Source organism: Robertmurraya beringensis (assembly GCF_042433785.1).
GTDB lineage: Bacteria > Bacillota > Bacilli > Bacillales > Cytobacillaceae > Robertmurraya_A > Robertmurraya_A beringensis.
In genome coordinates this window covers 90,813-107,617 of sequence record NZ_JBHLUU010000128.1, presented here as the reverse complement: position 1 = coordinate 107,617, position 16,805 = coordinate 90,813, and the positions used below count along the sequence as shown (strand labels likewise).

At 39.4% G+C, this 16,805-nt stretch carries 18 protein-coding genes and 1 pseudogene; 5 read left to right on the top strand and 14 right to left on the bottom strand.

Annotated features, from left to right (window positions below; translation table 11 throughout):
• Positions 1 to 369: 369 nt before the first annotated feature.
• Positions 370 to 1,875, bottom strand: coding sequence for a leucyl aminopeptidase (locus tag ACFFHF_RS24340; RefSeq protein ID WP_377059254.1), 1,506 nt, complete (start codon positions 1,873 to 1,875; stop codon positions 370 to 372).
• A 53-nt stretch (positions 1,876 to 1,928) separates the two neighbouring features.
• Positions 1,929 to 2,312 carry a DUF309 domain-containing protein gene (locus tag ACFFHF_RS24335; protein WP_160546238.1) on the bottom strand — a complete coding sequence of 128 codons (384 nt, stop codon included), beginning with the start codon at positions 2,310 to 2,312 and terminating at the stop codon, positions 1,929 to 1,931.
• A gap of 124 nt (positions 2,313 to 2,436) precedes the next feature.
• On the opposite strand from ACFFHF_RS24335, the gene ACFFHF_RS24330 reads away from it, so the two are divergent.
• Positions 2,437 to 2,913: a divergent PAP2 family protein gene (locus ACFFHF_RS24330; RefSeq protein WP_160546239.1), complete on the top strand. Its 477-nt coding sequence runs from the start codon at positions 2,437 to 2,439 to the stop codon at positions 2,911 to 2,913.
• Between the two features lie 83 nt (positions 2,914 to 2,996).
• Here ACFFHF_RS24330 and spsC read toward each other — a convergent pair whose 3' ends face one another.
• From spsC to ACFFHF_RS24305, 5 genes are all read right to left on the bottom strand, one after another.
• Positions 2,997 to 3,704: a stationary phase survival protein SpsC gene (gene spsC / locus ACFFHF_RS24325; protein ID WP_377059253.1), complete on the bottom strand. Its 708-nt coding sequence runs from the start codon at positions 3,702 to 3,704 to the stop codon at positions 2,997 to 2,999.
• Positions 3,705 to 3,838: 134 nt separating this feature from the next.
• Complete coding sequence (locus tag ACFFHF_RS24320; RefSeq protein ID WP_160546241.1) at positions 3,839 to 4,162, bottom strand: YuiB family protein; 324 nt, start codon at positions 4,160 to 4,162, stop codon at positions 3,839 to 3,841.
• 124 nt (positions 4,163 to 4,286) lie between these two features.
• Positions 4,287 to 4,418 (bottom strand): YuiA family protein, encoded by a 132-nt coding sequence (locus ACFFHF_RS24315; protein ID WP_160546242.1) that lies wholly within the window; start codon positions 4,416 to 4,418, stop codon positions 4,287 to 4,289.
• Positions 4,419 to 4,570: 152 nt separating this feature from the next.
• A complete protein-coding gene (locus tag ACFFHF_RS24310; RefSeq protein WP_377059252.1) occupies positions 4,571 to 5,062 on the bottom strand; it encodes an NUDIX domain-containing protein in 492 nt (163 codons plus the stop codon).
• Positions 5,063 to 5,151: 89 nt separating this feature from the next.
• A complete protein-coding gene (locus ACFFHF_RS24305) occupies positions 5,152 to 6,369 on the bottom strand; it encodes an NAD(P)/FAD-dependent oxidoreductase (protein WP_377059251.1) in 1,218 nt (405 codons plus the stop codon).
• A 374-nt stretch (positions 6,370 to 6,743) separates the two neighbouring features.
• Here ACFFHF_RS24305 and ACFFHF_RS24300 point away from each other — a divergent pair, with 374 nt between their 5' ends.
• Positions 6,744 to 7,742, top strand: coding sequence for an NAD(P)/FAD-dependent oxidoreductase (locus ACFFHF_RS24300; protein WP_377059250.1), 999 nt, complete (start codon positions 6,744 to 6,746; stop codon positions 7,740 to 7,742).
• Between the two features lie 32 nt (positions 7,743 to 7,774).
• Here the strand turns inward: ACFFHF_RS24300 and ACFFHF_RS24295 are convergent, their stop codons facing one another.
• Positions 7,775 to 8,137 (bottom strand): HesB/IscA family protein, encoded by a 363-nt coding sequence (locus ACFFHF_RS24295; protein WP_377059306.1) that lies wholly within the window; start codon positions 8,135 to 8,137, stop codon positions 7,775 to 7,777.
• Between the two features lie 226 nt (positions 8,138 to 8,363).
• Here ACFFHF_RS24295 and ACFFHF_RS24290 point away from each other — a divergent pair, with 226 nt between their 5' ends.
• On the top strand, positions 8,364 to 9,056 hold the full coding sequence (locus ACFFHF_RS24290; protein WP_377059249.1) for a DUF2225 domain-containing protein: 693 nt from the start codon (positions 8,364 to 8,366) through the stop codon (positions 9,054 to 9,056).
• Between the two features lie 235 nt (positions 9,057 to 9,291).
• On the opposite strand, the gene ACFFHF_RS24285 is transcribed toward ACFFHF_RS24290, so the two are convergent.
• Positions 9,292 to 9,531: a YuzB family protein gene (locus ACFFHF_RS24285; protein ID WP_160546247.1), complete on the bottom strand. Its 240-nt coding sequence runs from the start codon at positions 9,529 to 9,531 to the stop codon at positions 9,292 to 9,294.
• A gap of 260 nt (positions 9,532 to 9,791) precedes the next feature.
• Between ACFFHF_RS24285 and ACFFHF_RS24280 the strand changes: the two genes are divergently transcribed.
• A complete protein-coding gene (locus ACFFHF_RS24280; RefSeq protein WP_377059248.1) occupies positions 9,792 to 10,856 on the top strand; it encodes an NAD(P)/FAD-dependent oxidoreductase in 1,065 nt (354 codons plus the stop codon).
• A gap of 49 nt (positions 10,857 to 10,905) precedes the next feature.
• On the opposite strand, the pseudogene recQ reads toward ACFFHF_RS24280, so the two are convergent.
• Positions 10,906 to 12,678, bottom strand: a pseudogene (gene recQ / locus ACFFHF_RS24275) (DNA helicase RecQ); the annotation flags it as partial.
• Between the two features lie 16 nt (positions 12,679 to 12,694).
• Positions 12,695 to 13,012, bottom strand: coding sequence for a YuzD family protein (locus ACFFHF_RS24270; protein ID WP_340905265.1), 318 nt, complete (start codon positions 13,010 to 13,012; stop codon positions 12,695 to 12,697).
• Between the two features lie 146 nt (positions 13,013 to 13,158).
• On the opposite strand from ACFFHF_RS24270, the gene ACFFHF_RS24265 reads away from it, so the two are divergent.
• On the top strand, positions 13,159 to 13,395 hold the full coding sequence (locus ACFFHF_RS24265) for a NifU family protein (protein WP_119709799.1): 237 nt from the start codon (positions 13,159 to 13,161) through the stop codon (positions 13,393 to 13,395).
• A gap of 41 nt (positions 13,396 to 13,436) precedes the next feature.
• Here the strand turns inward: ACFFHF_RS24265 and thrB are convergent, their stop codons facing one another.
• Genes thrB through ACFFHF_RS24250 form a run of 3 tightly spaced genes read right to left on the bottom strand, consistent with a single transcriptional unit; the run spans position 13,437 to position 16,711 of the window.
• Entirely contained in the window at positions 13,437 to 14,357 is a 921-nt protein-coding gene (gene thrB, locus ACFFHF_RS24260; protein WP_160546250.1) for a homoserine kinase, read from the bottom strand.
• On the bottom strand, positions 14,354 to 15,415 hold the full coding sequence (thrC, locus tag ACFFHF_RS24255) for a threonine synthase (RefSeq protein ID WP_160546251.1): 1,062 nt from the start codon (positions 15,413 to 15,415) through the stop codon (positions 14,354 to 14,356). The genes thrB and thrC overlap by 4 nt, the downstream gene beginning before the upstream one ends.
• 3 nt (positions 15,416 to 15,418) lie before the next feature.
• Positions 15,419 to 16,711 carry a homoserine dehydrogenase gene (locus tag ACFFHF_RS24250; RefSeq protein WP_160546252.1) on the bottom strand — a complete coding sequence of 431 codons (1,293 nt, stop codon included), beginning with the start codon at positions 16,709 to 16,711 and terminating at the stop codon, positions 15,419 to 15,421.
• Positions 16,712 to 16,805 lie beyond the last annotated feature (94 nt).

The following is a 16,805-nucleotide window of genomic DNA, read 5'->3' as shown; positions in this document are numbered from 1 at the left end:
CTAACCTTGTTATTCAACCGGTAATTCACACTTTAAGTAACAGTGCCATTTGATAAGCAAAAATGCTTGGGACATTGTGTCTCCAAGCATTTTTTAGACTGTTTTCACTCAGCTTGAAAAATAAAAGGAGAAATTCCGTTTATTCCGGGAAATACCGACATTTCCCGAAAAACAAGCGGAGTTTTTCCGCTTATATGAACCAAATCTTTAGATTTAGGTATAAATAAAGAAGTTAATCGGAAAATTTCCGCTTATATCTGCTTCTTGAGCCCCTACTATGCACATTAACCGGAATTTCTCCGCCTATAAAGCCTTGATTTTCAACAAAAAAATGCAGTCCAATTCAGTTGTGAATTGGACTGCTACCCACTATTTAATTGCTTCAAATCGCTCGACAAAAAGGGCGAGTGTTCTTGTCATGACACCGGTTGCTCCGTCTGGGCCTAAGTCGGATGCTTTAGAAGTGGTAGCTGTTCCTGCAATATCTAAATGTACCCATGGAGTATTTTCGGCAAACTCACCGACAAAGGCTCCACCCATGATCGCATGACCTTCTCGGCCAGGTGAATTGTTCAGATCAGCAATTTTACTATTTCTTACTCGTTCTTTATCCTTTTCAAAAAGAGGAAGTCGCCACATAGGTTCACCCGCTTCAGAAGAGGCTTCAAGTACTTGCTCAAATAATCCTTCATGATTTGTTATTGCACCAGTTGTATCTGTACCAAGCGCGATGATCACTCCACCAGTAAGAGTTGCTACGTCAACCAAATACTGTGCTCCATGGAACTTGGCATATGTGAGAGCATCTGCCAATACTAATCTGCCTTCCGCATCCGTATTTAATACTTCAATCGTTTTTCCACTCATAGACGTAATCACATCGTCTGGCTTAAAGGCTGTACCACTAATCATGTTATCTGTCGAAGGAATGACAGCAACGACATTTTGCTCAGGACGTAATTCACCGATGATTTCCATTGCTCCAAGGACCGCCGCGGCACCTCCCATATCGGTTTTCATCCCAACAATGCCATCCTTTGGCTTGATCGAGTATCCGCCCGTATCAAAGGTAATCCCCTTTCCAACTAAACCGATTACATCTGTCCATTCCTCTTTCCCCTGATACTTCAGAACAATCATTTTTGGCGGCTCGATTGAACCTTGGTTAACGGCTAACATCGCACCCATACCAAGCTTTAGCATATCCTCCTTTTCAAGAATTTCTATTTCAAATTCGTATTTTTCACCTAACTCCATTGCGTATTTAGCCATATCGGTAGCCGTCAGCATATTTCCAGGTAAGTTTACTAGTGTTCGGGCAGAATTTGTTCCTTTTCCGTATACATATCCTACGGTTAACGCTGCCTGATTGTCTTCTTTTTCTAACTGCTCACTGTACACATGGACATGTTCAATCCTTTTTTCTGGCTCATTCGATTTTTGCTTATAGCCTTTAAACTCATACGTAGCTAAAGCAAGTGCTTCTCCGGCTGCATGAGCCACATCCAACGCGTCTAGTTCTTTCCCAATGAAAGAATCTAAGTGAACAGCCATCTCAACAAGCTTTGCGGATTGAATTTGTTTACACGCTGCTCCAAATGCTTCACGTATAGTCGCAAAAGTAGCTTGATTCTCTTTTCCAAGACCAACGATATATAAATTTCTTGCACCAATTTTTCCAAATGTATGTATTTTCGTTATGCTCTTCTTTTTCGCGGATAAATCACCGCTTTTTACTAATTCAGTTAAATAGCCTTCGAATTGATTATCTAGCTCTTTTAATTCACCGTCAAACTTTACTGGCTTATCAAAAAAGCCTACGACTAGTGCGTCCAACTTCGCGGATAAATCCATTTTATTATGTACGGAAAACATACCGTCACCTCCAACATTTATAAAACTATTATATAAAAAAATATTTCGAATATCTAATTATCTTCTTCTAAAAATAAATAGTACTGGGGTAGGCGTGGGAGTGTCCCTACTTTTTCAAACGGAATTCGATCGATATGTTGTGGTATAATAGTAAGACACTGGTAAATAAATGCATGGAGCTTTTCCACGTCTAAACCCCAGTGCTTGGGACGATACGAGTCTAAATACTCATAAGCCACCTTCATCATCAATCTTGCACCAACAACATTACCGTATTCATAATGATAAATCGCTACACTCATTTGTAATAAGCCTTTTAAAAAATAATTTCCTTTATCAGTCATCCACAATTCTTCCAGTAAATCGTGACATGTATAATAATCACCTTCATTAAAAGAAATAAAAAACTCATAATATTCAGCTGGATAGTGTGACAATGACTTCCCCCCTAAACGGTGCTTCATTTACCACTATCTTAGCAAAGGAAAATGGGAAAATCATGTGATAAACTAGAAAATTTTGTGGTATGGATTCATGATGGAGAAAAGAGGTATATACTATATGGACTTTTTATTTAACTTCCCATTTATCGCTTCCTTGATTGCCATCTTTTTTGCTCAATTTGTGAAGGTTCCTATTCAGTATCTCGCTACACGGAAGATTGATTGGTCCCTGCTTACAAGTACAGGAGGAATGCCCAGCTCCCATTCAGCTGCTGTAACCGCATTGTCTACCGGTGTCGCTTTCGAAACTGGAATTGACTCCCCTATATTCGCTGTATCAGCTGTGTTTGCTATAATAACCATGTTTGATGCGACAGGTGTGCGAAGGCAAGCGGGAGAACAGGCTATTGTACTAAATCAGCTTGTACATGATTTTCACAAATTTTTAGATGAAGCAAAAGGGTGGCCAAATAAACCTGAACAAGAGAAACGAAAAGAGTTAAAGGAGCTTCTTGGGCACAAACCAATTGAAGTATTCTTTGGAGGAATCACCGGTGTGCTCGTTGCGTTCTTCCTTCGGTTCATCACTTCATAAACATAATATTTCCACTTAACTTTTTAAGATTGATTGGAAAACTAAAAAGGCAAGTTCCTCCTATGGGAAACTCGCCTTTTTACTTACTTACTTTCTGAACTCGTATATTGCTGACGAAACACTTGTAATGCCTTGTCCTCATTTAAGGCACGAAGGTCTTCTTCTGTCAGCTTACCATCGCCTTTTTCAAGCACATACACTTCTATTGTTTTCTTACCCCAGTTGTTGTACACATCTTCAACTGTTTCATAGTAAAGGTCTACTTTATTGCCTTTGATCGCTCCACCTTTATCGGCTACAACTCCGTATCCGTAACCAGGAATAAAGAGAATGGTTCCGATTGGAAAAACATTTAAATCCGCAGCTACTGTTGAAAATAAGTCTCTTGTTACCTTCACACCTGAATATGTAATTCCAAACTCTGGATGCCCAGGATTCTTCCCAGTCGATTCAACACCTGCAGTGTAGCCAGTAGCTGTTACCGTCGCTTTCGGGTATTGTCCCCAATCAAATGCTTCTTCAAGCTTTGGCGGAGCACCCATTACTTCTTCACTTGATGAGATTAATGTTTTTTCACTAGCTATATTATTTAAAAATTTAAATGCCAATCCGATCTTTTTTACGGTGTGATCAATGACAGAATCCTCATCGTCCACTTCGTCACCAAAATTTGTATTTGCCAGTAGAGATTCAGCTTTTACACCTGAGATACTTTGAAATGTTGCACCTATAGCTCCCAAAAATAACACCATCAACATGGCACGCCTTATAAACAATTTCACTATTTTCATCTTTTGTTCACTCCTCCCAAAAATAGTCATTTCCCATTTCCGAGAGAAGTATTCATATTTTAGTGAATTAGTAGAGTTTGGTATATTTTAACAAGTAGGCATATAAAATAAAAAAACCTCCACTGATGTGAAGGCTAAAACATGCGATATCCCCTGTTTCTTAACATTTTTATCGTTATTCCTGCAAGTATGGCTCCTGCCATTCCACTGCTTAAAATGAGAATGTCTGCAAGTGCTAGATTCATAAATCGGTTTCCCAAGTCTTGAAATGCAGCAGCGCTATTTGTAAAATACTCACTGAAGCTAACTACATCCACAATGAGGATTGAAACGATTGGATAAATGATTGCCATAATCCACGACATTCTTAGTAGCATATTTAAGATGAATCCGATTCCAAAAAATAAAACAAAGAACAAAAGCATGGATATTGGTAGAACAAATATCGTCATTGGCATTTGGTTGTTTCCCCCTTCACACATCAACTTTTAGTGTACTAAAAGCAAACGTTTTTCGTCAATAAAATGACCGGAGGAAAGATGGACAAAAAAATACTCCGCATCATACACGGAGGAAGTTTGGTTATTTTGATTCTTTCTGTTTTCCAGTTCCCCCACAGCTTGGGCATGTTTCTGAACCACCAAGTAATAGCTGGAAATAGCCCTTACCTGAGCAATAAAGACATTCCTTTGTTTCAACCTTCACTGCACTCATTTTCCTCAACCTTTCCAAACGACTGAATTTTCAGATAATATATCATGAAAAAACAAAAAGGGAAAGTAAGAAAATCTACCAAAAACAAATGGTGGAAACGCATACAAGTGTTCTTTTCTCTGTTTTTCATGCTATTTCTAAATATTTTAATATTACAAAAACAATTTGTATGATGTGTATCCGAACTGCTGTCCTGGATCAATGCTATCGACATTCATCCTCTCTTGAGATCTCATCGCTTCAACCATATATGCGAGCATGATGGAAGCTGTATTCTCATCGAGCAACTGGTCTGGAAGGATAAAAGCAGCCTCATACAGCTCATTTTCTTGAATGACAATACTTTCCTCAAGGACTGTTTGCTGCAAAAGAAACATAATCATATTGTCACTAATTTCATGCTTGATGACCCCTGTTCGTACTCCAAGCAACTGGTCCACACGGCAGGTTAAGCCTGTTTCCTCTTTTACCTCCCGAATAACAGCCTCGTCTGCTGTTTCCCCTTCATCTACAAATCCTGCGGGTAAGGACCACTTCCCCTTCAATCCCCCATACTTCTTTTTTACCACAAGCCATTCACCATGTTCATTTATAACCAAACCAGCCACTGCTAGCCAGACCTTTCCTCTTTCCGCTTTCTTCACATTCCACACCCCACTTATACAATAATTATATCACCGATAACAACAAAAAAAGAACAAGCTGTTTTAAGCAGCTTGTTCTTTCTCGTCTATTATAGAACGTTGAATTTACCTTTTTTCAGGACTAGTGAAGGTCCGCCGATCATATATAATGCACGGTTATCAACCATCTTCTTCATGAATGAAGCTGTTCCACCAGTCATCTTTTTACCAAAGGCTACTCCGATTGCATCGTCATGTCCAAGTGAGCACACTGTTCCTTTATTATCGAAAGTAAAGTGACCTAACTCACCTTTGTCACGAATAAGAGCGACAAGATTGCTTGCACAAAGTTCCCCTTGTTGCATCGCAATTTGAGCAGTTGGAGGATATGGACGATTTACCTTCTCATCGATGATTAGTGAGCAATCACCGATAATAAATACGTTGTCGTGTCCTGGAACACGTAGGTCAGGTTGAACCTTTACACGACCTCTCATTGCTTCAAAACCAGAGTTTTCAATGATTGAGCTACCGCGAACTCCCGCAGCCCAAACCACTGTTGCAGCCTTAATTTCTTCTACTTCATCTTCGCCTTTACCAACAACAATACCATTTTCAGTTGCTTCTTTAATAGCCGTACCGATCATGAATGTTACACCTTTGCGCTCTAATTGAGCAGTTGCGTAGCTCACTAGCTCTGGATCAAATCCAGGAAGTACCATTGGAGCTGCCTCAACACAAATTAATTTCACTTTACCGAAATCAATATCGTACTCGCGGCAAAGTTCAGGTACACGGTTTGTTAATTCACCTAAGAACTCAATTCCTGTAAATCCTGCACCACCAACAACGATGGTTAATCTTTCATCTTTCTTTTCTTCTTCCATGTTGTACGTAGCGAATTGGTATTCAATATGTTCACGAAGTTGACGTGCAGCATTGATATTAGCAATCGCAAATGCATGCTCTTTTAATCCTTTAATTCCGAACGTTTCTGGCTCTGCACCTAGTGATACAACAAGGTAATCGTACTCTACCTCACCTTTTTCAAGAACCACTTTCTTTTCTTCCGAGTTGATAGAAAGAACCGTACCTTTGATAAACTCCACTTTGTTCGTGTCAATAACATCCGTCACATTGTAACGAACACGGTCATGGTGCAATGTACCAGCTGATGCTTCGTGTAACCATGTTGTTTCATAGTGGTAATCATTTTTATTAATAAGAACGATATCCGCTTCATTTACTCCGACTTGCTTTTGTAATCTTGTTACTGTCATTAATCCACCGTATCCGGCACCTAATACTACGATTTTTGGTTTTCTCAAGACGTTCAAACCCACCTTTTTTATATATAGTTTTTGTGTTTTTTTTATCTTCCGCTTCTATGAAGGAATTTATTTTATAATAACAACGAAAAGTTTGTGATGTTTTTCACGAAAGAAGACAAGAAAATGTTGAAAAAAAGACACAAAAAGTTAACAATATGTCTACATATCATCATATTCCTTTTCATTCACTTTTTCAAGCAGAAAATCTAACAAAAATCGATCATATAAATAGTAAATTTTTCTGACAATCCTCTCGCTATTAGTGACTTATTCCAGTGGGAGTATCAATATTTAGTCATAACTCCTAGCTAATTTTAATACTTTTGGTAGTATGACATGATAAATCCTACACATAGTTAGGAGGACATAGAATGAAAGAGGACCAGACAGTTTACGACATTACCATTATTGGCGGAGGACCTACTGGACTATTTACTGCCTTCTATGGAGGAATGAGGCATGCTACTGTTAAATTGATTGAAAGCTTGCCCCAGTTAGGTGGACAGTTGTCTGCTTTATACCCTGAAAAATATATTTATGATGTTGCTGGATTTCCAAAGGTCCGAGCACAGCAGTTAGTTAATAACTTAAAGGAACAAATGGCTACGTTTAATCAAAACATTTGCTTGGAGCAATCCGTTGAGAAAATTGAGAAACAAACGAACGGTATCTTCAAACTAACCACCAATAAAGAAGTCCATTTTTCAAAAACAATCATCATCACCGCCGGCAATGGAGCCTTTCAACCCCGACGATTAGAGTTAAAAAACTCCTCCCAATACGAAGGAAAAAACTTATACTATTTTATTGATGATCTACACCAATTTGTTGGTCAAAAGGTGGTTATATTCGGAGGAGGAGATTCAGCGGTTGATTGGGCTTTAATGCTCGAACCAATTGCCGAAAAAGTAACGATTGTTCATCGTCGTGATAAGTTCCGGGCTCACGAGCACAGCGTACAAAACCTTCAACATTCCAAGGTAGAGATAAAAACTCCCTACGTCCCTGCTGATCTACTTTCAAACAGCAAAGGAGACATTGCTCAAGTCGTATTAAAGAATGTGAATGATAAAACAGAAGAGACCGTTGAAGTAGATGCTGTCATTTGTAACTACGGATTCGTATCCTCCCTTGGCCCTATCAAAGAATGGGGACTTGAGATTTCAAAAAACTCCATCGTTGTGAATTCAAAGATGGAAACCAATATTCCAGGCATTTATGCAGCGGGCGATATCTGTACGTATGAAGGAAAAGTAAAGCTGATTGCCTGCGGCTTTGGTGAAGCACCAACAGCCGTGAACAACGCCAAAACATTTATTGATCCAAAGGCAAAGGCACAGCCGCTTCATAGCTCTTCCATGTTTAAATAAAGAAAAAAGTGCAAGGGTGATCCTTGCACTTTTTAGCATTCTTCTGGTGTACCTTGGTTCGTTGCTGTACGGAAAGAGGACCCACATCCACATGAAGCGATAGCATTAGGGTTTTCGATGGTAAAGCCTCCACCCATCAGGGATTGCTTATAATCGATAACGGTTCCTACTAACGCAGGTGCACTTTCCTTATCAACTAAGAACGTAATTCCATGTTGAACAAGCTCCGTGTCCCCTTCTTCCACCTCATGCGCAAATCCAAGACCGTATGATAGGCCACTGCAGCCGCCACCTTTAATCGATACGCGTAAGTACGCATTTTCCTCTTCGTTTTCTTTCATCATATCTTTTATTTGAAGTGCAGCTGATTCTGTCACAATAATAATATCTTTCATGATCATTCATTCCTCCCTCGAACATCTTACTTTTAGTATATACAGCAATGTCTTTATACTCAACTGAACGGACTTATAAAAATGGAATTGTTTTAGTTCCCTCATCTCACTTGAAACTAAACCTACTTCTTTTTAAATATTATGTTTTTATAGTTCTTTTATCACAAACAATAAGGTACAATAGTATTATATAAACCGTCACGAAAAATAAAAGGGGTGTGAGAGTATGATTGAACTACAGCCACTTTATGATAAAAAATGTGAGTGTATGATGTGTAAAACTAAGTTTACGACTAAGAAACTTCGCTCCCGTTTTGTGGTAGTAAAGTCCTATGACACTGACTTTGCCCCTACATATGAAAATATAGAGAATGATCCTAATCTTTATTTTGTTGCAGTATGTCCGAAATGTGGGTTTTCTTTTACAGATGACTTTGCTCCTTATTTTCCACCAGGCAGCAAGGAAATCATCGATTCTAAAATAGCCCAACAGTGGTTGCCCCGCAGTTTTGGTGAAGTAAGGACGTATCTAGAGGCTGCAAAAACCATTAAACTTGCCGCCTACTGTGGCACATTGAAAAAGGAAAAGCATGTATCCATTGCGGGTTTGTATTTGAGACTGGCTTGGATTTACAGAGCATTGCTAGATCACGAGCAGGAACAACGATTTATGAAGCTTGCTGTGGACGAGTATATGGAAGCGTATATTACCGATGATTATCGAGGAACACAAATGACCGAGCTTCGACTTCTCTATATGATTGCGGAACTTTCTAAACGAACAGGTCAGATTGACCAATCGGTAAAATATTTTTCAAAAGTCATCGAAAAACAAGGCAGCTTTAATGAGGCAAAGATCGTTGAAATGGCCAGAGATCGTTGGCAGGAAATTCGTGAAAAGCAAAAAACTAAAATATAAAAGGGTCTACCTGTATGGTGACCCTTTTTTTGAATGGTAAAGGCTATTTTCGTAAAGTTTGTTGTTTTGAAAAATCCCAAATGCCGGATTTTTCCCCGCATAACGCTGGATTTATTGATCTATTTGAAGAGCAGCTCTTTTCTAAGGATGATAATATGCTGATTGGCTGTTGAAACATATTCTTTATTTCCTATAAAGTGTGTATATAGCAACAATGTTTTAGAAAAGAGCCCTGTTAAAACATCGGATTTTCTTCTAAATACTGATAAATATTTTCTACTAGTTCATCAGGTGTATCCCCAGTAACAACTTCTCCATTTACTAGTGCATACAGTGTTGATGCGCATTTGCCACAATAGCCAAGGCACCCATATTCAATGATATCTAAGTCATAATCCTTTTCTAGCTGTTCAAATGCTTTTTGAGCGCCGCTTGCTAAATTGCTTATACAAAACTCTATAATTGGTTTTATCATTTCTCCCACCTCTACTAAGTAAATGTACCTTGTCCAACCAAAAAGTTCAAGTAGGGAGTTTCCTTCCAAAAATTTTCATTGTCAAGAAATTGTACTGAATGTGTTGTGATTTTGTCACAATTTCGTTATACTTTTTATGGTGTTTTGAAACATATATCATGTTTATCTATTGATTTATCATTATAATATGTCATCATATTGAAAACGTTTTTATAAGAGAGAATAGCAACTCAACTGTAGAGAAAAAGGGGAAATTGATTATGAAGAATCTCGTTATTCTCGGCGGAGGCTACGGGGGAATGAGAATACTCGCACGCTTATTACCCTCTCAACTTCCAGACGATGTGACCATCACGCTAGTTGATAAAATTCCTTACCACTGTTTAAAAACAGAATATTACGCTCTTGCAGCTGGTACCATTTCCGATCAGCATGTAAGGGTAGCTTTCCCTGAGCACTCTAGGCTTACCATCAAATACGGAGAGGTTAAAGATATTAATCTTCAAGAGAAAACCGTTCTCGTGAATAATGATGTTATCACTTACGATGATTTAGTTATTGGATTAGGTTGTGAAGACAAATACCACAATGTCCCAGGTGCTGACCGTTATACGTATAGCATTCAATCGATTGAGAAGTCCAGAACAACGTATCAAGCATTGAATAACCTAGCCCCTGGCTCTGTTGTCAGCATTGTTGGGGCTGGTTTGAGCGGTGTAGAACTAGCAAGTGAATTAAATGAAAGCAGACCGGATTTAAAGGTAAAGTTATTCGACCGCGGAAATCATATCTTATCTGCCTTCCCTGTTCGTTTAGGAACGTATGTGGAAAATTGGTTTGATAATCACGGAGTAGAAATTGTTAACAATTCACATATCACAAAGGTAGAAGAAAATACTCTATACAATCACGATGAGCCATTACACTCGGATGCGATTGTTTGGACTGCAGGGATACAGCCCGTAGAAATTATACGAAACCTTGATGTCGAAAAGGACCATCAAGGTCGAGTGGTCCTAACGGTTCATCACAATTTACCTGATGATGAACATGTGTATGTCGTGGGTGACTGTGCAAGTCTACCGCACGCACCTAGCGCTCAATTAGCTGAAGGACAAGCGGAACAGATTGTTCAAATTCTTTTAAAAAGATGGGCAAATGAACCGCTGCCTGAAACTATGCCAGTTATTAAATTAAAGGGAGTCCTAGGCTCTCTAGGTAAAAAGCATGGCTTTGGGCTAGTAGCAGAACGCCCGATCACAGGACGAGTGGCAAGACTATTAAAATCAGGTATTCTATGGATGTATAAATATCATAATGGCTAATAATAAAGTAGCTCTCCTACCTTAGTAGGAGAGCTTTCTATTATTGAACAGGTACTTTACTAGAAAAGCTACGAATTACCTCTATAAACTCTTCTCCATACTTGTTCAGTTTATTTTGACCAACACCGTTAACGTTTAGAAATTCATCCGGTGTTTGCGGCATTTTTGCACACATGTCCTTTAAGGTAGCATCCGAGAAAACAACAAACGGTGGAACTTTTTCTTTCTCGGCCAGGCTTCTTCTTTTGGCACGAAGCTCTTCGAAAAGAGGGTTGTCCACCTCCGTAATACTACTCGTCTTTACGGCTTCTTTTCTCAGTACTATCTCATTCCCAACTAATACTTCTCTTCCAGCAGGTGTGACATATATCGTTGGATAAGATCCATGCTCGACACCAATCAATTCACGGGTAATGAGGAACTCAATTTCTTCGCTAACCTCTTTCGCACTTTTGGTCTTTAATATTCCGTACGTGCTGAGCTGATTAAAACGAAAGTCAAAAACCTTTTTATTTTTTGAACCGGTTAGAACTTGAGCTACAAGGTTTTTTCCATATTTCTGCCCCATACGAATGATACACGATAAAATCATTTGAGCTTCCTTTGTAACATCCACGCTCGTTCTCGTATCTTTACAGTTGCCACAGCGTCCACAATCGGTTGCCTCTTCTTCACCAAAGTACTCTAATATATGTGAGTGCAGGCATGATTCTGTATGGCAATAGTCGATCATTGATTGAAGCTTTTCGAGCTCTTGACTTATGCGGCTGCGATCAGCAGATTGATCTATTAAAAAGCGCTGAATCTGAACATCTTGAGGCGAATATAAAACGACACATTCACTTTTAAGACCATCTCTACCCGCACGTCCTGCTTCTTGATAATAGCTTTCCATATTTTTCGGAAGCTGAAAGTGCAGCACATATCGAATATTGGATTTATCGATTCCCATTCCAAAAGCAGAGGTAGCAATCATAACCGTACTTTCGTCATTTAAAAATAATTCCTGTTCTGAATTCCGTTCCTCGTCACTCATGCCCGCATGGTATCGTGTAACGGCAATTTTTTCTTTCTTTAATCGTTCATACAACTGATCGACCATTTTTCTTGTGGCCGCATAGATGATGCCACTTTCTTTATTATTTTTCTTAACATAACTCTTTATATAAGCATTCCGATCTTGGCCTTTGACAACCGAAAAGGTTAGATTCTCACGTTCAAATCCGGTAATCACACTGTTAGCATCGTTAATCTGTAAGGTTTTGCAGATGTCTTCTCTTACTTGTGGAGTTGCAGTCGCTGTTAATGCTAATACGACTGGTTTTTCTTGTAAGCTTCGAATAAACTTTTGAATTTGTAAATAACTCGGACGGAAATCGTGCCCCCATTGCGAGATACAGTGTGCCTCGTCAATCGCGATAAACGGAATGGTAATCATTTGAAGACTTTGTCGAAACTCACTTGACTCCAGTCGTTCTGGTGCAAGATACAAAAGTTTATATTTCCCTTCCTTCGCTCCGGTTAATCTTTCTTGTATCTCTTTGTTCGATAACGAACTGTTTATATAAGTCGCTGAAACACCGGCTTGTAGAAGCGTGTCTACTTGATCTTTCATTAAAGAAATCAATGGAGAAATAACGATGGTTGTTCCTTCAAACAGTAGCGCCGGTATCTGATAACAAAGTGATTTCCCTCCACCTGTTGGCATAATACAAATTCCATCATTTCCGTTTAGGACGGTTTGAATAATTTGTTCTTGGCCCTTTCGAAAGCTAGAATATCCAAAATAAGATTGGAGCAAATGTACTGCTTGATCGATCAAAACTCAAATCTCCTTTCTATTCACTTGTCTTATACCCATGTCTTTCCATTGCTGCATAGATCGTTTTAAGCTTCGGGTTTCCTTCCCCTACCACTTCATCTTCTAGAACAACAACCGGATAAAACATATCTTCCTCAATGACACGTTCAGCAAAGGCTTGCTTTTTTTCATCGTTTGGTGGTTGGTAAATATCTACATATGTTATTTGAAATGGTTGGTTCGGATATTTTCTTCCAATTGCCGCTTCTAACCATTCGTAGGTTTCTTTTGATGATGGTAAATTCACACAGCTTGGGCAAAGTACTTCTGCCCCGTACACTACAAGCTCAATCATGTTCCTTCCCCCTTCTATTCACTATGTCTATTTTACATGATAAAAGGAACAGACACACTAGTTTGACGATTTTTGGATTTGAGTTTTACCAATAGATTTTTTTAATTAAAATGATTATAATAAGGGGTATGAAGGGAGCGATTTAGATGGCAGAGCAAGAAATGTTTGAACAAGTTCAAGAGGTACTAAATAAATTACGTCCATTCCTTCTTCGTGATGGTGGGGACTGTGAATTAGTAGACGTTGAGGATGGCATTGTTAAGCTTCGTTTGTTAGGCGCATGCGGTAGCTGCCCAAGCTCAACAATTACTTTAAAAGCTGGAATTGAGCGTGCTTTATTAGAGGAGGTTCCAGGTGTAGTAGAAGTAGAACAAGTCTTTTAATGATTTAAAGAAAAAGCGATTTCGCAGGAAATCGCTTTTTCTTATTTTTCTAATCTTTTAACCTTTTTTTGCACACGGCTTCCATCTTTGTCTATTTGCAAAGAGTAAAACGATACGTGAGGCAAATACGGCTCCATACGACCAATTACCTCTTGTCCAAGCCCTTTTTCTACAAAACAGATGACACTTGGGCCAGCACCGCTTAGTGCAACTCCAAACGCACCGTATTGAAGGGCTAAGTCTTCAACTTGCTCGAGTTCAGGTACGATCGCTTTTCGGTAAGGCTGATGAAACAAGTCCTTGCTCATCATTTTACCTGCTAAAGTCAAATTCCCTTGTAAAAGGGCTGCCACTAGCACATTCGATACAGAACTAGCACGTACAGCAGTAGAATATGAAAGCTCTGAAGGCAAGACACCTCGGGAGGCTTTTGTTAGCAATTCTTCTTTTGGAACGACCATGACTATATCAAAAGCAAGGTTTGTATAGGTTAAAAAATCAACCTCTTCCCCGATTTGCGTACCTACGATCAAACCTCCGTATAGGGCTGCACCAGCATTATCTGGATGCCCCTCCATAACAGAAGCAAGCTTCATCTTTTCTTCTTTTGATAAACCTAGCTCAGCTACTTGGTCAGCGAGTTCAATCGCTGCAACAATCGCTGCAGCACTTGAACCAAGACCTCTCGCTAATGGAATATCACTTTTCATCTTAATCAAACATGGAGATAAACTCTTTCCATATGTGTCAGCAATTTTAATAGCGGTTGAAACAACAAAGTTTGTTTCATCCTTCGGAAATACCTCAAGCTCTTCTGATAGCATTTCAACTTGCCATTTGTCTGCTTTTTCCACTTCAAGTGATAAATAAAGATTTAAGGCTAACCCGACAGAATCAAAACCAGGTCCTAGATTGGCCGTACTTGCTGGTACATCGATGATAAGTACAGCTTCCTCACTCATTGATGAACAACCCCTCGGATATGGTTAGCAACGGCTTCTTCATCATTTGGTAATAAAACAGGTTTTATTGGGCTGCATTCGATCGCTGTATTAGGATCCTTCAATCCATTTCCAGTTAGAATGGCAACAATTTTACTGCCCTTAGCGATAGTACCATTTTGTAATTGCTTATACACACCAGCAATTGACGCACATGATGCAGGCTCTGCAAATACACCTTCTGTAGATGCAAGCTTTTGATAAGCAGCAAGAATTTCTTCATCGCTCACTTCGTCAATTTTTCCTGCTGATTCCTCGACAGCAGCAGAAGCTAAATGCCAGCTTGCTGGATTTCCGATACGAATGGCAGTTGCAATGGTTTCCGGATTTTCAAACACACGGTTATGAACGATTGCTGCTGCCCCTTCTGCTTCGAAACCATGCATCTTTGGTAGGGCCGTTCCCTTTGCCTCATGGTATTCCTTAAAGCCTTTCCAATACGCACTGATATTTCCCGCATTCCCAACAGGAATAGCTAAAATATCTGGAGCTCCACCTAACTGGTCACACACTTCAAACGCAGCTGTTTTTTGCCCTTCAAGTCGGTATGGATTCACCGAGTTAACTAATGCAACAGGCTCCGTTTCACTGATTTTACGTACCATTGTTAAAGCTTGGTCAAAGTTCCCTTCGATAGAGATAATCTCTGCTCCGTACATGATCGCTTGCGCAAGTTTACCCATGGCAATCTTACCTTCAGGAATGACAACTATACAACGCATTCCCGCTCTTGCTGCGTATGCCGCTGCTGCTGCAGACGTATTTCCTGTAGATGCACAGATAACTGTATCGCTGCCTTCTTCCTTCGCCTTAGCAACTGCCATAACCATTCCACGGTCTTTAAAAGAACCAGTTGGATTTGTTCCCTCTGTCTTAACGTAAAGTTCTACTCCCCACTCTTTTGAAAGATTCTCAAGATAAATTAATGGAGTATTTCCTTCGTTTAATGTTAATTTCGGAGTATTCTCACTTACAGGAAGAAACTCTTTATATTCTTGAATTAGCCCTTGCCACCTCATGTTCTACTTGCTCCCTTCCACTCGATACGAGCTCTTGATTTGCTTTGTTGTTTCTAGGTCTCTTAATTTTACTAAAATATCCTCGTAATCCTGTAAAGAAGCATGGTGTGTAACTAACACAATTTCAGCTAAACCCTTTTCCTTCACTGGAAGCTGAAGAATTTTCTCAAAACTAACATGATGCTCTGAGAAAATTGAAGTGATGTTTGCAAATACCCCTACTTCATCTCTCACTAGTAGACGTAAGAAGTACTTCGATCTGATTTCATGAGCTTCTTTCAGCTTTTTTGGGTATTGTGGAGTAACCGCGCTTGTACCATTTACACCAAGACGCATGTTTTTCATCACTCCAACTAGATCTGATACGATAGCTGTCGCAGTTGGAAGGCTCCCAGCTCCTGGTCCGTAAAACATCGTTTCTCCTACTGCTTCCCCGTATACGTACACTGCATTATATTCGTTATGAACAGATGCTAACGGATGCGACTCTACTAGGAACGTTGGCTGAACACTTACCTCAACTTTATCATCGTCAAGATCGGCAATACCAATCAGCTTCATTGTATATCCAAGCTGCTTTCCGTATTCTAAGTCTTCTTCAGTAATATCGGTAATTCCTTTTACTTTTACATCATCTAAATCAATTTTCATTGAAAAACCTAGTGTTGAAAGGATGGCCATCTTTCTTGCAGCATCAAGCCCTTCTACATCAGCCGTTGGATCACTTTCAGCAAAACCAAGGTCTTGCGCTTCTTTTAGTACCTCTTCATACGCACTTCCATCCTGTGCCATCTTCGTTAGTATGAAGTTGGTTGTTCCATTTACAATTCCCATCATTTTCGTAATTCGATCAGATGCTAGACCATCTACTAGACCTCTTAAAATAGGAATTCCACCTGCTACACTTGCTTCATAAAATAAGTCGCAGCCATTATCAGAAGCTGCAGTGAGTAGTTCCGAACCATAGAGTGCCATTAAATCCTTGTTTGCTGTTACCACATGTTTTTTGTTATTTAGAGCTGATAGCAGATGTTGTCTCGTGTCTTCTACCCCACCCATTACTTCAATAACTACATCGATTTCCGGATCTTGTAGTATATCATTAGGATTTGTTGTTAACATTTCTCTATTTAAACTTACATCTCTTTGTTTGTCGATATCTTTTACTAACACTTTTTTTATTTGAACAGGACAGCCAACTTGGTGCATGAGTTTGTCTTGATGATTTTCAATAATTTTCACTACACCCGTACCGACCGTGCCTAATCCTAATAATCCAATTGAGATAGCTTTCATCCTTTTCCCCTCCTATGTGTATTTCTGGAATGAACAGTTGTTTGTGTATAGTAGACATTATAGATGGAGGGGCACAATATTACAAGGGGTAATT

Bases quoted from the DNA above. Each gene is read 5' to 3' on its own strand.
- ACFFHF_RS24280 (WP_377059248.1), top strand. From the start codon at position 9,792: ATGAAGAATCTCGTTATTCTCGGCGGAGGCTACGGGGGAATGAGAATA.
- ACFFHF_RS24285 (WP_160546247.1), bottom strand. From the start codon at position 9,531: ATGATAAAACCAATTATAGAGTTTTGTATAAGCAATTTAGCAAGCGGC.
- ACFFHF_RS24270 (WP_340905265.1), bottom strand. From the start codon at position 13,012: ATGATTGAGCTTGTAGTGTACGGGGCAGAAGTACTTTGCCCAAGCTGT.
- thrC (WP_160546251.1), bottom strand. From the start codon at position 15,415: ATGAGGTGGCAAGGGCTAATTCAAGAATATAAAGAGTTTCTTCCTGTA.
- ACFFHF_RS24295 (WP_377059306.1), bottom strand. From the start codon at position 8,137: ATGAAAGATATTATTATTGTGACAGAATCAGCTGCACTTCAAATAAAA.
- thrB (WP_160546250.1), bottom strand. From the start codon at position 14,357: ATGAGTGAGGAAGCTGTACTTATCATCGATGTACCAGCAAGTACGGCC.
- ACFFHF_RS24330 (WP_160546239.1), top strand. From the start codon at position 2,437: ATGGACTTTTTATTTAACTTCCCATTTATCGCTTCCTTGATTGCCATC.
- spsC (WP_377059253.1), bottom strand. From the start codon at position 3,704: ATGAAAATAGTGAAATTGTTTATAAGGCGTGCCATGTTGATGGTGTTA.
- ACFFHF_RS24250 (WP_160546252.1), bottom strand. From the start codon at position 16,711: ATGAAAGCTATCTCAATTGGATTATTAGGATTAGGCACGGTCGGTACG.
- ACFFHF_RS24265 (WP_119709799.1), top strand. From the start codon at position 13,159: ATGGCAGAGCAAGAAATGTTTGAACAAGTTCAAGAGGTACTAAATAAA.
- ACFFHF_RS24290 (WP_377059249.1), top strand. From the start codon at position 8,364: ATGATTGAACTACAGCCACTTTATGATAAAAAATGTGAGTGTATGATG.
- ACFFHF_RS24315 (WP_160546242.1), bottom strand. From the start codon at position 4,418: ATGAGTGCAGTGAAGGTTGAAACAAAGGAATGTCTTTATTGCTCAGGT.
- ACFFHF_RS24300 (WP_377059250.1), top strand. From the start codon at position 6,744: ATGAAAGAGGACCAGACAGTTTACGACATTACCATTATTGGCGGAGGA.
- ACFFHF_RS24320 (WP_160546241.1), bottom strand. From the start codon at position 4,162: ATGCCAATGACGATATTTGTTCTACCAATATCCATGCTTTTGTTCTTT.
- ACFFHF_RS24340 (WP_377059254.1), bottom strand. From the start codon at position 1,875: ATGTTTTCCGTACATAATAAAATGGATTTATCCGCGAAGTTGGACGCA.